Annotated in this window: 9 protein-coding genes; 3 read left to right on the top strand and 6 right to left on the bottom strand. The window is 65.8% G+C overall.

All coding sequences use genetic code 11. The features are described 5' to 3' along the window. The first annotated feature begins 11 nt into the window (after window positions 1-11). Window positions 12-314 (top strand): putative quinol monooxygenase, encoded by a 303-nt coding sequence (locus ABZ865_RS00620; protein WP_361221988.1) that lies wholly within the window; start codon window positions 12-14, stop codon window positions 312-314. Window positions 315-1,201: 887 nt separating this feature from the next. Here ABZ865_RS00620 and ABZ865_RS00625 read toward each other — a convergent pair. The 5 genes from ABZ865_RS00625 to ABZ865_RS00645 form a co-directional block, all read right to left on the bottom strand. After that, window positions 1,202-2,539 (bottom strand): hypothetical protein, encoded by a 1,338-nt coding sequence (locus ABZ865_RS00625; RefSeq protein WP_361221989.1) that lies wholly within the window; start codon window positions 2,537-2,539, stop codon window positions 1,202-1,204. 1 nt (window position 2,540) lies between these two features. Next, complete coding sequence (locus tag ABZ865_RS00630; protein ID WP_361221991.1) at window positions 2,541-4,316, bottom strand: Hsp70 family protein; 1,776 nt, start codon at window positions 4,314-4,316, stop codon at window positions 2,541-2,543. Beyond that, the gene (locus ABZ865_RS00635) at window positions 4,313-5,539 is read right to left on the bottom strand and encodes a hypothetical protein (protein WP_361221993.1); all 1,227 of its coding nucleotides are present in this window, start codon (window positions 5,537-5,539) and stop codon (window positions 4,313-4,315) included. The genes ABZ865_RS00630 and ABZ865_RS00635 overlap by 4 nt, the downstream gene beginning before the upstream one ends. Next, a complete protein-coding gene (locus ABZ865_RS00640) occupies window positions 5,536-6,411 on the bottom strand; it encodes a hypothetical protein (RefSeq protein WP_361221995.1) in 876 nt (291 codons plus the stop codon). The genes ABZ865_RS00635 and ABZ865_RS00640 overlap by 4 nt, the downstream gene beginning before the upstream one ends. Window positions 6,412-6,949: 538 nt before the next feature. After that, window positions 6,950-7,162, bottom strand: coding sequence for a hypothetical protein (locus tag ABZ865_RS00645; RefSeq protein WP_361224418.1), 213 nt, complete (start codon window positions 7,160-7,162; stop codon window positions 6,950-6,952). A gap of 185 nt (window positions 7,163-7,347) precedes the next feature. Between ABZ865_RS00645 and ABZ865_RS00650 the strand changes: the two genes are divergently transcribed. Both ABZ865_RS00650 and ABZ865_RS00655 read left to right on the top strand, forming a co-directional pair. Beyond that, on the top strand, window positions 7,348-8,451 hold the full coding sequence (locus ABZ865_RS00650) for a hypothetical protein (RefSeq protein ID WP_361221997.1): 1,104 nt from the start codon (window positions 7,348-7,350) through the stop codon (window positions 8,449-8,451). Between the two features lie 2 nt (window positions 8,452-8,453). Continuing rightward, entirely contained in the window at window positions 8,454-13,478 is a 5,025-nt protein-coding gene (locus ABZ865_RS00655) for a hypothetical protein (RefSeq protein ID WP_361221999.1), read from the top strand. A gap of 727 nt (window positions 13,479-14,205) precedes the next feature. On the opposite strand, the gene ABZ865_RS00660 is transcribed toward ABZ865_RS00655, so the two are convergent. Next, window positions 14,206-15,735, bottom strand: coding sequence for a UDP-N-acetylglucosamine 1-carboxyvinyltransferase (locus ABZ865_RS00660; RefSeq protein ID WP_361222001.1), 1,530 nt, complete (start codon window positions 15,733-15,735; stop codon window positions 14,206-14,208). Between the last annotated feature and the right edge of the window lie 356 nt (window positions 15,736-16,091).

Below are 16,091 nucleotides of genomic sequence, written 5' to 3' on the forward strand. Positions count from 1 at the left end.
ACACTGAGACCGTGAAGAAAACCCTGCTCGCCGAGTTCACCGCCCGAGAGGGGGCAGAGGGCGAGGTCTCCCGCCTGATCGGCGACTATGCCGTGAAGGTGCGCGAGGAAGAAGGCAACCTCGTCTTCGACGTCTACACCAAGGCGTCCGACCCGCGTGCCTTCTGGATCTTCGAGGTGTACCGCGACGCGGATGCCTTCCAGGCGCACCTGAACGCCCCGTACGGCCACCCGTTCAACACCGCCCTCGCCCCGCTGATCGAGGAGGACGCCTCCGTACTGACCTTCCTCGATCCGCTGTCCGGGAATCCGTGACGAGCGAACCGCTCCCACGGCTACGGCCGTCGCCTTCGATCCCCGGCCGGCGGTGTCCGACGCCTCGCACACCGCCGGCGGACACCGGGAGGCGTCGCCCTTCCCGGCCCGCGATCCACATCGGTGGTGTTGGGGTTGTGCAGTGGCAGGTGAGCCGCTAGCACGCGGTGTGGCCGGTCCTCAGTTTCGGCAGAGCCAGAGGCTCGTCGAGCAGCGACGCTAGGAGCGTGGGACGGTAACGAGTAATCGGCCAAGCCGAGTCGGGACCTACGTCCCGCGCCGAGAGTTGATGCACGATAGCGTGTGCCAAGCCCCCGCCACGATCCGCGCACCTCCGCTGCTGTCCGCGGCGGCTGGGTGGTCGGCTCTCACCGCAGGCTGACCAATTGTTGACGCAATTGGCGCCCGATAAGCGAGTCGACCTTCTGTCTACCGCTCTCCGGTTTCAGGGCGCACCAACCGGTCGGCGTCTTCTCCTATGGCGGAGCACTTTCAAGGTGACGTACATGGAACTGCGTCGCCCCCTTACCGTCGGGACGGCACTGGTCCTACTCCGGAGTGCGCCGCCTATTGTCACCGACCTTCGGCGCCCTGGGTCATGTCCCCGGTCGTGGTGTAGCCGATCACGGTCCGTCGCTTCCGCTTTGGAGCCGTCCGGTACGTGCTGCTGCCAGCTGCCGTGCGATCACGCCTGGTCCCGACCCGGCGGGCCTCAACAGGGCCTCCGGCGAGGGCGATTCGGGCCGGGACCGGGGGATTCCGTCAGCTTGATCGACTGCACCACTCAGCGGGACGCCATCCGGCCTTGGACCGCCAGGCCCGACGCCAAGGAACTGCGCGTCGAACGCTCCGACATCGAGGCTGCCTCAGGCGCCGGTAACCGGGGGTCAGAAGGCTCGCAGCCTCTCAATGTGGCGTCTCTGCTGCTGGTCGTCGTGTTTGATGTGCACACTGACAAGCACTCTTTGGCTGTCCGGCTTGTAGTAGATGCGGCCAAGTCGCTCGCTTCCCGCGATGCCCGTTGCCAATTTTGTCACCTCAAACCAGCCACGCATTCCCTCAAGGGCCGTCCCTACAAGGCGCCCAGAGTCGATCTCAGCAAGTGCTCTCATCGTGGATGCTGGCGAGTCAAGGTTGGCGATCACATCGACTGCATCGAGAACGAACTCGAGGCGGCTGAACGCCTGAGGCAGGAACTCAATGACACCCCCGCGCCGAGGCCGTTGCGCCGTCACGACGCGAAGTCGTTCCGTCTCCAGCGCTTCAAGTTCCGACACGCTCCCAAGGAGTGCGTCCACCTGCGCTGCCAAGTCGTCAGCGCGTGCTTCGCTTTTTGCGGCCTCCGAGTTGGCCGCCCGCAGACGCTCCAGCAGCAAGGAGTTCTCGGCAAGAGCGAGTTCTCGAAGTTCCTCGGCGTCAGCGAGGCTCTTGACCAGTTCCGCCGTGTCAGCCATGCCTCCCAGGCCTTGTCGGAGCACGGCGAGTTGCTCTTGCAGATCTGAATGATGGCGTTCTGCGAGGGCAACGGATTCTCGGTATTGACGCTCGCTCGCTTCGGCGCTCGCAAGATCGTGACGGAGCTGCGCGAGCTCACGTTCAGCAGCCTCACCCTTGCGTGTCGCGACGTACAGCTGGTTGAGCAGCGTCTCGATTCGAGCCTCGGCATCAGCGAGTCGAGCGGTAGTCGGATCCGTGACTGGCACCGCCGGCGCGAGAGACGACGGCGGTGCGATGACAGCCCCGACGAGCGCAAGTGCTTCGGCTTGGCTGCCCTTGAACCGAAGGCGCGCGAACCAGTCGTAGAAGTTGCCGTCATCTGCTGGACGATGGCTGACGTCCCAGCGCTGGACGTTGAGATCTGCGTCCTCAAGCGCTGACACGAAGCTGCTGGCAACGCGCTCCGACGCGTTGAAGACGACGTAATGCCCGTACTGGTTGGTTTCGAGGTGCCACTCGACGTCGAAACCGCTGGCCGCCTCCGGCGGTTCACCGGCAATGGGAGCGTACGGAACCTCTGCTCCGGCGAACAGGAAACGATCGCAGTCCGCGAGTTCCCAGCTCGATCCGCACAGGTCAATGAGATCGCCCTGCCGGAGGGGGTAGACGGAGCCCGCATACGCGACGCCCGCATATCCATCGGGAGTCAGACGAATCAGACGGCGGACTCCAGACTCGACTTTCTTTCCGTGGTCAAGCACGCGCACGAGTGCCTTAGCGCTCGCCATGTCACGCCGATCCGCATCGACACTCCGGGTGCCCCCACTGGCGCTTGCAGACGGCGCACGGCTTGTAGTACAGGTGTTCCCGCACCTGGGCTTCTGTCGCTCCGTCGCGCACGTGCCGGGCGAAGGCCCTTGAATTGTGCAGATACAGCACGTCGCCGGGAACGGTCGCCTGGTCCTTGTCCCTCGCCACATTCGCACGGACGACCAGTCCCGCCTGTGGCGCGGCCACGGACTCCTCAGGTGCTTTTGGGGCCGCGGTAGCACCTCCGGGCATAGCCAAAGCCGGGAGGCCAAGACCGAACTCCAGGTCGTAGTACGACGCCGTGACCCGATCGCGCTTCTGGCTTGATGACGCCTCGACCGACAAGACCAAGTCGTCGTCGAGAACGACCTTCAGCTCGAGACGCTCGTGCAGTGGCGGCGCGGTCTCGTCGACGCCGAGTGTGATCATTCCCAGCGACGTTCGCCGCTCGCTCGCCTGCGGATGTGATGACAACGCGGTCGGAGTAGCGATCGGAAATTTCGCCTTCCCGTCCGTCGGATCCGCGCAGTACAGGTGGAGGGTTTCGTGCTTGACCTCTCCACCGAGAGGCATTTCAGTGCCCGCAGCGAGGAGCGGCATCAACGACCCACGGGCGAGTTCGAGTTCGATGGGCTTTGCCAGTCGGAGCCTCTGCCTGTCATGCGCAATCCACGCGGCTCCTTGTGAGATCAACGTGGCACTGTTCGTCGGCACCTCAACTCGGTCCGGGCCAAACAACTCGTGCAGTCGGCTCCGAATCGCGGGCATGGCCGCCATGCCACCGACCACGACGACTAGCGAGACCTGGCCGGGCGCCATCGACAAGCTGCCGAGCAGCGACTCGATCTCATCAATACCTGCCGTCACTAGCGGCCGTGTGATCTCCTCCAGCTCCTGACGCGTGAGCTGGTACTGCAACGTGGCACCTGATTGGAAGTAACTTGGCCGGTAGAACGTCACGTCAACGCGGTCAGCCGAGAGCTCGATCTTGTTGCGTTCCGCGTCCTGGAGGAGCCGGAGCTCAGCCTCAGGGATCGCGAGGTCGTCGTCAGTGGCACTTCCGCGAGCCCGAGCGCGCTTCACGACCTCGTCGCGAATTACCTTGTCGAACTCGTCGCCGCCGACCTGGGTCGAGCCACCGTTACGAAGTTGTCGAACCTGGTCTTCGTCGACTCGGCAGAGAGTCAGGTCCAGCGTTCCGCCGCCCCAATCGACAACCAGGACGTTTCGTCGTGCAAGCCGCCGCGCCATCTCTTCTGGGTCGTTTGCTCCCCGGATGAACCCATACAGGGCGGCGAGCGGCTCGTGGACGAACTGGGCTACACCCATCCCGGCCCCGGCGAACGCCTCTCGCAGCGCCGCGCGCCGGTGCCCATTCATGGTCACGGGGATCGTGACCACAGCGTTGTCGAGGTCGCCGAGCACCTTCCGCTGCGGACTGCGCAGGGACTCCGATCGGACGTGCCGCACGACGTCCGCAACGATGTCCACGGGGCTCCGTTCGACGCCTCCGACGGCGATTGCCTCCTCGCCGAGGAGGAACTTCGGCGATTTCACCGTGTTGCCGTGCACCCCGATGCCCGCGGCACCCAACGCGTCCTTGGCCTCGCGGCCGACGACTACCTGCTCGCCTTCGTATCGGACGATCGAGGGATGTGGCCGGCCGGTCTCGACGTCCATCACGTCGATCACGCGGTCACCCACTACCACCGAAACCAGGCTGTTGGTCGTTCCGAAGTCGAACCCGACGATCACGCGAAGCCTCCAGACGCGTCCTTCAGCTGCTCGACCTCACGCGTGAGGGCAAGCAGGGAACGGTCGAGGAACTCCTCCGCGACGTTGGGCGCACCGTTCCGGAGTGCGTGCAGACCATCGGTGAGTAGATCGATCTCACCCCCGAGGCGCCGGATGATACGCGTTCGCAGCGTTTCGTAGTCGTCCGCCATATGGCTCTTGTCGACCACTCTGTTGTCGCGCTCAGCCGCGAGCTCCTTCTGTAGTCGCACCACGTCGGCAGAGAACGCGTCGGCGCGAGCCAGCGCAGATCGCTCACGCTCCTCGACGGTCGAAAGCTCATGGCGGAGCCGTGTCTCGCGATTCCGCGCAGCACCAGCCTCATGCTCGAGTTTTGTGACCTGCTGTTCCAAGCGGGCGATCCGGGCGAGGTAGTTCTCGCCGACGATCCCGAGTACGTCGAGATCGCTGCTTGCCCCGATCTCGCTGACGGCTCGCTCTGGCCCTGCTGCCTTTGGCGCCTCGTGCCTCCAGACAGAGTCGTACGACGCATCGATGAACTGATCCAGGGTCCACTCACGTTGGAGCGCGCGAAGAAGTCCGTAGCACGCGATCGCATTCTTGACGAGGCGCTCACGGTCTGCGGCCTTGAACTGCTTCGAGGCCAGTCCAAGCTTCTCGGCGTCGACCCGCCGGGCCTCGACACGCACGTGTTCGGTCGGGAGCTGCGGATCCTTGCAGGGATCGACCAGCTGGTCCACCCAGACCCGGAACACCGGACTGTGGCCCATTGCGACTACCGCGAGCTCAACGATCCGGTTCAACGCCCGCGCGAGATCACCATCCTCGGCACGCTTGAGCGGGACCCCCTGGCGCGCCACATACTGAAGCAGCTTGAACGGGGTCGACAACGTTGGGTCTGTCGGCGCGAGAGACCCGACCAGCGCGCTCTGTGACGCGAAGCCCTCATCGGTAATCGCCAGCTTCTTGAGGGCCTCCTTCGAGAACTCAAGCAGTCGAGCGTTCGACTCGTAGGCGAACGTCAGCAACTCCTCGATCGAGGTAATGATCGGCTTTGGTTTTGCCTTGGACTTGGCCCGATGTGGCCCCTGCTGCGCAGCGGATGCCACATGCGCATTGTCAGTAGGCGCGGCCGAGGCGGTGCCATCGCCGGTAGCGGTAGCCGACGCGCGATCACTCGGCCCCGACTCCGCGCCGGGCTCTGGAATGGTCTCGTTGCTCAACGTCCTACCTCTTGCAATCGGGTCCGAAATCCTGCGTACCAGGCGCCGGTTTCCTTAGAGTGCCTGAGCGCCTCGCCGTGTCGTGATGCACCGTCGATGTCTCCCACAGCGAGCAGCGCCTCAGCCGCGATGAGTCGGACCTTGAATTGGTCCTGGGGCCGGAGCTCGCCCAGTGAGGGCAGCAGCTTGGTAACCACTGGTGACTGGGTCCCGTCCAAAGCCGCTGCACCGACGTCCAGGAGGTCCTCGGTAACGGAGTCGCTCAAGGCCTGATCGAAGCTTCCGTGCGACCGGTCGGCCAGGCTTGTCGTGACGAATGAGCCGCCTGTGAGGATGGATCGGAACCGCGCCGCGACATCGGAGACGCGGTGGCTGTTGGTCTTGCGCACCGCAAGTGCGAACTGGTTGTAGTGAAACGCGACCAAACCGCAGATCGCCTCCGCTGCGGGCCGGTCGAAGGCCGACAGAAAAGAGACGGCGCTGTTGTACCGCTGCTCGTAGAGCGGCGCACCCGACGCATCTACCCGGCCGGGGTCCTCGACCTCCTCACGCGCAAGCACGCCGTACAGGTATGTCGCCAGACCTTCGCGGTAACGGCGGGCCGTCGCCCCGCGGCCGGCACGCATGATGAAGGTGTCGATTGCGTTGCGACTCAACTCGCGACTGGAGATGAGCTTCTCCAAAGCCTGGTCGACGAGGCAGAGGTCGTCTTCTTCCGCAAGGCAGAAATCGAACTCAAACGTCCGCTCCAGCGGGCCATTGGAAACAGCCACCGTCTGGACGCCAACCTTCACCGACGCGAGGAAACCGGCGGCCTCAGACGGTGAGGCTTCGCGGCCGTTGACGGCGATGGATTCGACATCCGAGGTCACCCAATCGGCGGAGACACTGGGGCTCGTGACCATCAAGCGCGTGCGCCCGCACTCTCGTCCCCTGAAGAGGACGGTCGGCCGCTTAGTCGCATGACCGTCGAAGCGGTGCGCTCGGAGGGCGCGCTCGGACGAGAAGATGAGCCCACACTCAGTGCAGGGAAGCTCAGGGGGCTTTGGCGGGGCTGGTAGTCCGACCGATTCAATTCCGGTCGGCTCATGGAACTCCATGTAGCCGGTGTGCCAGAACCCCACGAGCCCCACCCGTCGCTTCCTGATCCGCGTCCCCTGCGCCTTCGGAAGGCTAGTCGGAGCGCGGGTACTTTGCGAGGTCGCCGGTTGAGTGAGATCGACCCGTGATGGGCTGTCACGTCACGTTCGTGTGGGCCCAGCTGCCGATGCATGTCTGAGACCCCATCCGCTTCCCGAACGTGATCGTTTGGTTCGGACTGGGTGGGCATGAACTCCGTCTGACGGCAGGAGAGAAGGGCGTACTTCTTCCGTTCGTCTCGCTGCCCCGTAGGGGCGGGGCACCGGGCGGTCAGAAGTGGGGGTTCTCGGTGGGCCGGTCGGCGCCGGTGGCCGCTTCGAGCAGCTCGGTCAGGTCGCCGGGCTCGGAGGATCGTTGATCAATCCACCAGCCGGCGCGGGTGATCGTGCGAGCCGCCTCCTCGACGATTGGTGTCCTCTGGACTGTCCGGTGCTGACAGTTTCCAAGTCGTGATCTCGCGGCGGCCTCGACCTCGGCGTTCATCGCGCGCAGGGGGACTCGCGCAAAAGCTGGAATGAGGCGGCGGACCGCACTAGCCTCGTAAGCGGGCCATGCGGAGGCGCGCGGCGTGGGTTCTGTCCGGGGTTGGGGGGATCGTGCAACGCGCGGTGGTATTCGTGCATGGAACAGGTGTACGAGTCGAGTCGTATGACAGGACCTTCGCGACTGTGCGGGCGTCGCTGGTCCGTCTCCGCCCCGGGCTCGAGGTGCGAGGTTGTTTCTGGGGGCGTGAAGAGGGTGCAGACCTGGCCCTCGGCGGTGCCTGCATTCCGGGTTACACGCAGTCCGGAGGCGGCCGACAGGAGGACCAAGACCTGGCCGTCTGGGGTGTACTGTACCGGGACCCCGGCTACGAACTGCGTCTGCTGGGGCTGCGCCCGGCCCTCGCCTCGGGGCTTGGAAGAGGGCAGAGTCCGGCGCAGAGGCTTCTCGCCGAGCTCTCGAACTACACGCCTTCCCCCGAGGTGTCGGCAGCCTTCGCCGAACGCGAATTGTGCGGTGCCCTCGGGAGGGCGCTGCGGACCGTGGCTGCGTCGCCGGAGCTGCGGGATGCGGCGGCCACGGCGGACGAGGGCGGCTATGAGCACCGGCATGCGTTCGCACGTGCCGTAGTGGCAGCGACCCTGGCGGAAGCGGCGGACCGCGGTGTTGACTCCTTGGACGGCACTGAGCGTGACACCCTGCTGTCCCTGCTCAGTGCTGACCTGCACACGCAGGGACGCACGCTCGCGGGGGCCGTGGCCAAGGCGGCGGCGGCCCCGGCCCTGCGGGCGCTGACCTGGCACGCCGGGCGGCGGCGTGGGGCTCTCAACGACCAGTTCGTCTTGCCTGCGGTCGGTGACATCCTGCGCTACCAGGTCCGCGGACAGGGGCTGCGCCGGTTGATCAGGCGCACCATCGAGCAAGCTCCTGGGGATGCAGTTACGGTGATCGCTCACAGCCTTGGCGGTGTGGCGTGCGTGGACATGTTGGTGCAGGAGGAACTGGACCGGGTCGATCAACTGATCACGGTCGGTTCACAGGCCCCGTTCTTCTACGAGGCCGGGGCCCTGGTCTCGCTCGAGTATCCGCAGGCGTTGCCTGCGCACTTCCCTCGACGATGGCTCAACCTTTACGACAGGCGTGATCTGCTCTCGTTCACCGCAGCCAAGGTCTTTCCCTCGCACGCCTACGACCAGGAGGTCGACAACCGGCAGCCGTTCCCGTTCGCGCACAGCGCCTACTGGTCCAACCGCAAAGTCTGGGACGCAATCGGCACATGGATAGGCTGAGCGTGGTCGACCCCGCGCACATCCACGCCGTCGCGGTTGGTCTCGAACGCTATCCCCGGCACCCCGAGTGGAATCTTCCAGGTGCGGCAGGTGACGCTATGCGCTTCGCCCAGTGGCTGCGCAAGGGCGGCGTGCCGAGCGGCAACATCCAGCTTCTGTTGGCCCCAGTAGAGGGCAGCCTGCCGAAGCTGGATGCACAGGCCAGGGAAGCTCAACTCACCTGGTGCGAGGCACAGTCGCGCGACCAGCTCATGGACGTGTTCACGTTCGACCTCAACAGCCGGGCGGGCGAAGTGCTGTACGTCTTCTGGGGCAGCCACGGTGTCCTGGACTACGGTGACCGGCGCCTGCTGCTGTGCCCCGACGCCTCCTTGAACGACAAGCGCTGCATCGACGTGACCGATCTGCGCGAACACCTCGCCCGCGCCGACCTGCCGGGCTTCCGAAAGCAGGTCTTCTTCTTCGACACCTGTGCGACGTTCCTGGAGTACCATCACCAGGAGACAGGGCCCGCCGTCGCCGCCTTTCCCTCGGCCCCGCGGCGCAGCATCGAACAGTTCCTCCTACATGCCTCCGCCGCCGGCCAGGTCGCCGAGAACGACGCGGTCCTGCGCAGCGGCGTCTTCTCCCACGCCGTACTCGATTGGCTGGAAGAGCACGCCCTCGATCTGCGGCCAGATCTGACCAGTCTCGTCGAGCACGCCAAGGGCCGGTTCGATGAGCTCTACACAGCCGGTGGCCCGCCACAGACCCCGATCAGTGTCCACATTCGTGCGCTGGACGGTTCCGAGTACCAGCTCTACGCCGGTCGCGACGATCATGTCCATACGCTGGCGGCACCCCTGCGGAATCGCCTTGCCGAGCAGTGCGTCCTGTCGGACGAAACCCCGTACTGGCTGCCGAGTGATGCCCGGCCGCTGCTGAGTCAAGTCTACGTTCCTCAGTCGCTCGATCAGCGGCCGGACCCCGGCCAGAAGCGCGAGAAGGAACAGAAACGCCAGCCACGCGATCCCGTTCTGCGCACGATCGACGAGATCATTCGCGATCACCACCACGCGGTCGTGGTCGGCGGACCGGGCTACGGCAAGTCGTCACTCGCGCTTCGTGTTGCCGATCGATGGGGGCGTCCGTGGATCGACGGGTCGGGCAACGAGAGCGGCAATGATCGACTGATCCCGCTCTATGTCAAGGCTCACAACCTCTTGGGTACGAGGGTTACCACATGGTCGCAGGCGCTTGCCGCTGCGACCGGTGTACCGATCGGGCTGCTGGAGGCGCCGGTCCCGGGCGGTTCGTGGCTCGTCTTGGTCGACGGGCTGGATGAGGTGACTGACACGGCAGCGCAGGACCGTATTGTCAGCATGCTCACGAGCCAGGCCATGCGCGCGAATTCGCCTTACCGACTGATTGTCACCACGCGCCTCCTCAATCCGGCCGTCATGAAGGCCCTCCGCAGCGCCGCCGGCGGAGCCGAGTACGCTCTCGAACCCTTCGACCACCTGACTTTGCGTGCCTTCGCCACTGCGTGGTTCGGCTCCAGGCGTGCGCCTGGCGCTGCCGATCTCGTCGAGAGGTTCCTGAAGGGCATCCGGCGGGCTGCGCTGACCGATGTCGCCCGTGTCCCCTTGCTGGCGACGATCGCGGCGATCATGTTCGAGAAGGATCCCGGCCGGACGCTGCCCACCAGCAGGTATGAGATGTACGAGGAGTACATCTCATACCTCATGTTCGGTCATGCCGAAGAGGCGGGCGAGCAATGGGTCAAGACACAGCAGCGCTTCCTGGCTGTGCCGGGTGGTCAGCGATTCGTGCAGTGGCTCAACGACCAGCGCCTCGAACTAGTGCGCCACCTTGCGCGGCAGGCGCTGGAGACGGGAAACCGTCTGACCCTTGAGGTCACCCGGTGGGTCGAGACCAACGCCTCGGCGGCCGAGACCATGCCCGAGGTGCGCCCTCCAGACTGGCAGGACCTGCTGCTGACGTCTGTCACGACCACCGGGTTGGTCGCGCGGTCGGGCCAGGAGATCGAGTTCATCCACCAGTCCTTCGCGGAGCACCTCGCCGCCGCCTACTACGCATCAACCCTCCCGGCCGAGGTCGATCTGTCGACACCACAGTGGGATCTGTGGGTCGGACGGGCGATCCGGCCGGGCAGCCTGAACGGCCTGGCCCGCCAGGTACTCGTCCACTACACCCGCAAGGAGCCGGAAGCTGGCCTGGTCAGCATCCTTCAGGGACACGGGGACCTGGCCAGCATCGTCGCGGCGGAACTCCTCGCCTACGGTGCCATCGCCGAACCGGAAGCACTGAAATTCTTTACCGACACGATCGACGGATTCCTCAGACACACACCGCGCATGTGGGATCGCGTAGGGCCTGCTGCATCCGGCCTCCTCGACCAGGACCTGGTACGTGCCGCACTGAAGAAGAGCCTTGCCGCTCGCTTTCTCGGACCCGCGCGCCGGCTCAATGTGGCGCGCATCCTTCTCGACTCCGAAGAGGACCAGGGGATGGCAGTACTCTCGCTGCACAACGTGTTGCGAGATCGCTCAGCGGACTTGGGCACGCAGCGCGAGGCGGGTCGACTGCTCCTGGCCACCGACCCGGAACTCGTCGAGGTCGTCGCCGAGCAGTACTTTCAACACCTCACCGCGACACAACAGGGGAGCGCCCAGAGCACGTCCGGGGATCCTGTTCAACACGCGATCGACCTGGCCCATCTCGAGCACCCCAAGGCTCTTGGCGCCTTGACAAAGTGCCTTCTCTCATCGCACACGACCGTCAGCGTTCAACTTCTGGGTGCGCTGCACAGGCTGGGCGTGCGTCACCCTTCATTCGACCGGAGGATCGCCGCTCTCATCGTCACGCGCTTCAACGGCTCCTACCACGTCGACGAGAGATTGTGGACGGATCTCCATCACGTCTGCTCCGAACTCACGGCAGAGCAGCGTGCAGCCCTGGACGACCGCTTCGCCGCAGCGATCCGCCGGGCGAAGTCCGCGGACGATGCCTCCGTCCTGCTCAGCCTTGCCGCCGCGTCCGTTGTCGTCCGCCGCACTGCTGCGGCTGAGGCGGAACTTCGCTGGATCGCGCAGTCGACGTCCCAGCGCACGTTCCACCGGCTGCAGGCACTAGGCCACCTGTTGGATATCGAGGCCTGCAGCGACGACGAAGCCCGCAGGGTCATCGAGTCGGTTGCGCTCGCCCAAGGCGAACCCGAACCCTGGATCCGTGTTGTCGCCGACCGCAATCTCGGCACCTGGCCAGCGATCGCCCGACACCTCGACGCCGCCGCCGAGATCCTGCTGACCCGGGAAACCGCCCCGGAGAACCTGCTGGCCTTGGCCAGGGGGCTCGCACGGCTGCAGCCGGACCTCTACGACAGCACCGTGAAGGCGCTGGTGGACCTTGCCCTCGCTCCGGCATCACCGGCTGCCGAACGAACCCGCGCCCTGAAGCTGCTCTGGGAGTTGGGCGAGCAATCCAGGTATGTCCAACCCATGGCCAGCGCCGCGCGGGCGATCATCGACGCCCTGGGGCTCACCTCGGGTGACCTTCGGTTGACCCTTCTGCTACTGCTGGCCCGCCTGGATCAGCCACAGGACAAGGAACGGATCCGCGATGAGATCCACCTACTGGCCTGCGATCGCGAAGCGGATCGATGGCTGCGGGTCGGGGCCGCCACCGCCCTGGCCCGCATTGACGATCCTCGTCGCGCTGGCCCGGTCCTGTGGCAGCTGGCCCTGGACCTCGGCCTCAGTTTCCAGAGCTACACCAGCCTGATCGACATCGGCTTCGCGTTGCTCGGCCTGGATGCCGAGAGCCGCGCCCACGGCGCGGCACTGCTCGCCCAGATGCTGGGGTACACCGGGGTCGACCGCGACATGAAACTGCACGTGGTCGACATGTGCCACCGGGAAACATACGACAACGAGAGGGAGAAGGCCTACGCGCTACGGCGAGGCGCGCTCACCGCGGAGACCGACCTGATCGCACGGTTGGAGTCATTGCTGTGCTGGGCGGGCCAGGGACCGCGTCACACGGCTATGGCCCAGAAGGACATCGTCGCGTTCGTCAACGCCCCAGACACTCCACCACGAGCCGCCGCCGAGATGCTCGCGGTCATGCGCCAGGCGATGGGCGCCGATGCGGCCGCCACCGTTCTGACTCACCTGCTCCTGTCCGAGACGACGTACGAGGTCAAGAAGAAGGCGATCCATGAGCTTGTCGGCCATGACTCTCCGTACTTCGTGGCGGCCGCGTGCCAGATCGCGATCGGCGGCCCGGATCCGACCGTCACCTTCCTCCTCCAGTCCGAGATCATCGCAAAGGGGAATGCTGCCCACGACGACGAGATGGAACTGATGTACTACGCATCAGGGCGCGACGCGTGCCGGCAGCAGATCGCCACGACCGTCCTACTTGGACTCGGGAACCGGGCACGCGAGGAAGACGATCCCGACCTCGCCCCACGTGGGCTTCGCCGATTGGGCCTGGCCCTGCACGAACAACAATCGCCGAGTGCCCTTCACGTCTTTCAGTTGGCCGCCCGGTCGGTGGACGTAGAGATCGCGGCGACCGCCCGTCACGCGCTGGCCTTGCTTGCCCTGGAGCGCGGCGACACACGGCAGGCGGTCGACCACTGGACAGCCGCCGCCGCAATGGGACGCACCGCCTCCGCAGTCGACCTCGCCCTCTTCCAGTGGCAGGCTGCCGACAAGCCCGAGGCGGCACTCCGCCTCCTAGAGCCGGTTGTGTACCGTGACGCCCTAGCAGCCGTCGACTACGCAACGCTGGTCCTCATGGAGTTTCCCGAACACGAGGACCACGCCCTGTCTGCCCTGACCCACTGGGCCTCCGAGGGGACCGGCGTGGCAGCGGCATACCTTGCCGTGCTTCTCAAGGACAAGCCGGGCTGCTCCGAAGAGGCGGAGCACTGGCAGCGCCAAGCACAAGACCTCGGCCGCGCGGGGAGCATCGGCCCAGGGGAGCGGATTCTGATCCAGTACGGCTGGTCCGCCGTCTGACCAGGCTCACCTCGGGCTTGGCCACCCCGCTGCAGACGCTCGGCGTCTGGAGGAGCGGCCCCCGGATGCCGTTCGTCGACGGGATGACCTTCGCCGCCGTGGCGCCGATACTCTTGATCGCCAAGACGACCCAGCACGGCACGCCCTGCCGCTGATCTATGGCTCGATCCTGATCGCCGGTGTGGCCACATTTCATGCGGCCCCGTTCTTGGGCAAGCGGGCCGCTCTGTCCTGCAGCAGCCAGATTGTTCGCCAGCAAGGCCCGTAGCGACAAAGCGCTCGAGACGGGACAGCGTGACGCTGGATGAATGTCTACTCGCCTATAACGCCGGGACGGCTGCACCGACGTCCGGCCGAGCCGCACGGATCGCCGCGGCCAACGCATACAGGTGCGGATCGAACATGGCCCGATACTTCGTGGGCGGCAACTGCATCGACACGAACCGCACTTGCGGGTCGCCGACGGGGACGTGGGACGCCACCGTCACCGCCGCCGCTCCTCGGACGTTGCGAGGCCACTGCGACGACAACTCTCCGTGAAGGCTGACGGATGCTCAGGCATCTCTGACGTGTTGTCACCCATTCAAGATCATCTTGCGCATGCGTTGCACAAGGCGCTCAAAAACAACAGTGATCAATGGAGGGTCGTGAAGGTGAGTACCCACAGGTCAGCTGGCATGTTGAGGTGTCGTGCCCCTTGCCTCCAAGGGGCACGACACCGCGCCGTTCAGATGTCCCGGAAGATCTCGATCTGCGCGCCGATCGAGTTGAGGCGCTCGGCGAGGTCCTCGTAACCCCGGTTGATGACGTAGACGTTGCGCAGGACGGACGTTCCCTCGGCCGCCATCATGGCGAGCAGGACGACCACGGCCGGGCGGAGGGCCGGCGGGCACATCATCTCGGCGGCGCGCCAGCGGGTCGGGCCCTCGACCAGGACGCGGTGCGGGTCCAGGAGTTGGAGCCGGCCGCCGAGGCGGTTGAGGTCCGTCAGGTAGATGGCGCGGTTGTCGTAGACCCAGTCGTGGATCAGGGTCTGGCCCGAGGCGACCGCCGCGATGGCCGCGAAGAACGGGACGTTGTCGATGTTCAGGCCCGGGAAGGGCATGGGGTGGATCTTGTCGATCGGCGCCTCCAGCTTGGAGGGGCGGACGGTGAGGTCCACCAGCCGCGTACGGCCGTTGTCCGCGAAGTACTCGCGGCTGCGGTCGTGGTCGAGGCCCATCTCCTCCAGGACCGCCAGCTCGATCTCCAGGAACTCGATGGGGACGCGGCGGACGGTCAGTTCCGACTCCGTGACGACCGCGGCGGCCAGCAGGCTCATCGCCTCGACCGGGTCCTCGGAGGGGGAGTAGTCGACGTCGACGTCGATGTTCGGCACGCCGTGCACCGTGAGCGTGGTGGTGCCGATGCCCTCGACCCGTACGCCCAGGGCCTCCAGGAAGAAGCACAGGTCCTGGACCATGTAGTTGGAGGAGGCGTTGCGGATGACCGTGACGCCGTCGTGGCGGGCGGCGGCCAGCAGCGCGTTCTCGGTCACGGTGTCGCCGCGCTCGGTCAGCACGATCGGGCGGTCGGGGCGGACCGTGCGGTCGACCTGCGCGTGGTACTGGCCCTCGGTGGCCGCGATGTCCAGGCCGAACCGGCGCAGCGCGATCATGTGCGGCTCGATGGTGCGCGTGCCGAGGTCGCAGCCGCCGGCGTAGGGCAGCTTGAAGTGGTCCATGCGGTGCAGCAGCGGGCCGAGGAACATGATGATGGAGCGGGTGCGGACGGCCGCCTCCGCGTCGATCGCGGCCATCTCCAGCTCGGTGGGCGGCACCAGTTCGAGGTCGACCCCGTCGTTGATCCAACGGGTGCGCACGCCGATGGAGTTCAGCACCTCCAGCAGACGGTACACCTCCTCGATGCGCGCGACCCGGCGCAGCACCGTGCGGCCCTTGTTCAGCAGCGAGGCGCACAGCAGGGCGACGCAGGCGTTCTTGCTGGTCTTCACGTCGATCGCGCCGGAGAGCCGACGACCGCCGACGACCCGCAGATGCATCGGGCCCGCGTAGCCCAGCGACACGATCTCGCTGTCCAGGGCTTCGCCGATTCGGGCGATCATCTCAAGGCTGATGTTCTGGTTCCCGCGCTCGATGCGGTTGACGGCGCTCTGACTGGTGCCGAGCGCCTCCGCGAGCTGCGTCTGTGTCCAGCCACGATGTTGCCGGGCGTCACGGATGAGCTTGCCGATGCGTACGAGGTAGTCGTCTGACATGAGGTTGAGGCTATCTCAGATATGAGATGGCGCCTCTTGGGGGGTCCATTCGGGTGATGCGGCGTCAATGGCCAGAGAAAACCCGGTAGGTGGCTGAATGGGCACAAAGACCGTAATGTCCTAGATGTGAAGCGCACAACTCAGGACTCGGCCGCGTACTCCGTATAGGGCGGGGTGGCCGTGACGAGTTACATCGTGTGCCCCCGGAGCTGCCGCGCAGCTCTGTCCGGGATGTGACGCGCGCGTAGGTGCGCCTAGCGTCGGAGCGGAATCCCGCCGCCTCCGGTTCGGTCCGCTCGGGTTCCGCCTGTACGTCCGGTCGGACCGGTGAGGCGACCTTCATGCCGAATGCGCCC

Source organism: Streptomyces sp. NPDC047085 (genome assembly GCF_040643735.1).
GTDB lineage: Bacteria > Actinomycetota > Actinomycetes > Streptomycetales > Streptomycetaceae > Streptomyces.

Coding starts and splice junctions, on each gene's coding strand:
- ABZ865_RS00660 (WP_361222001.1), bottom strand. CDS start 15,735: ATGTCAGACGACTACCTCGTACGCATCGGCAAGCTCATCCGTGACGCC.
- ABZ865_RS00645 (WP_361224418.1), bottom strand. CDS start 7,162: ATGAACGCCGAGGTCGAGGCCGCCGCGAGATCACGACTTGGAAACTGT.
- ABZ865_RS00625 (WP_361221989.1), bottom strand. CDS start 2,539: ATGGCGAGCGCTAAGGCACTCGTGCGCGTGCTTGACCACGGAAAGAAA.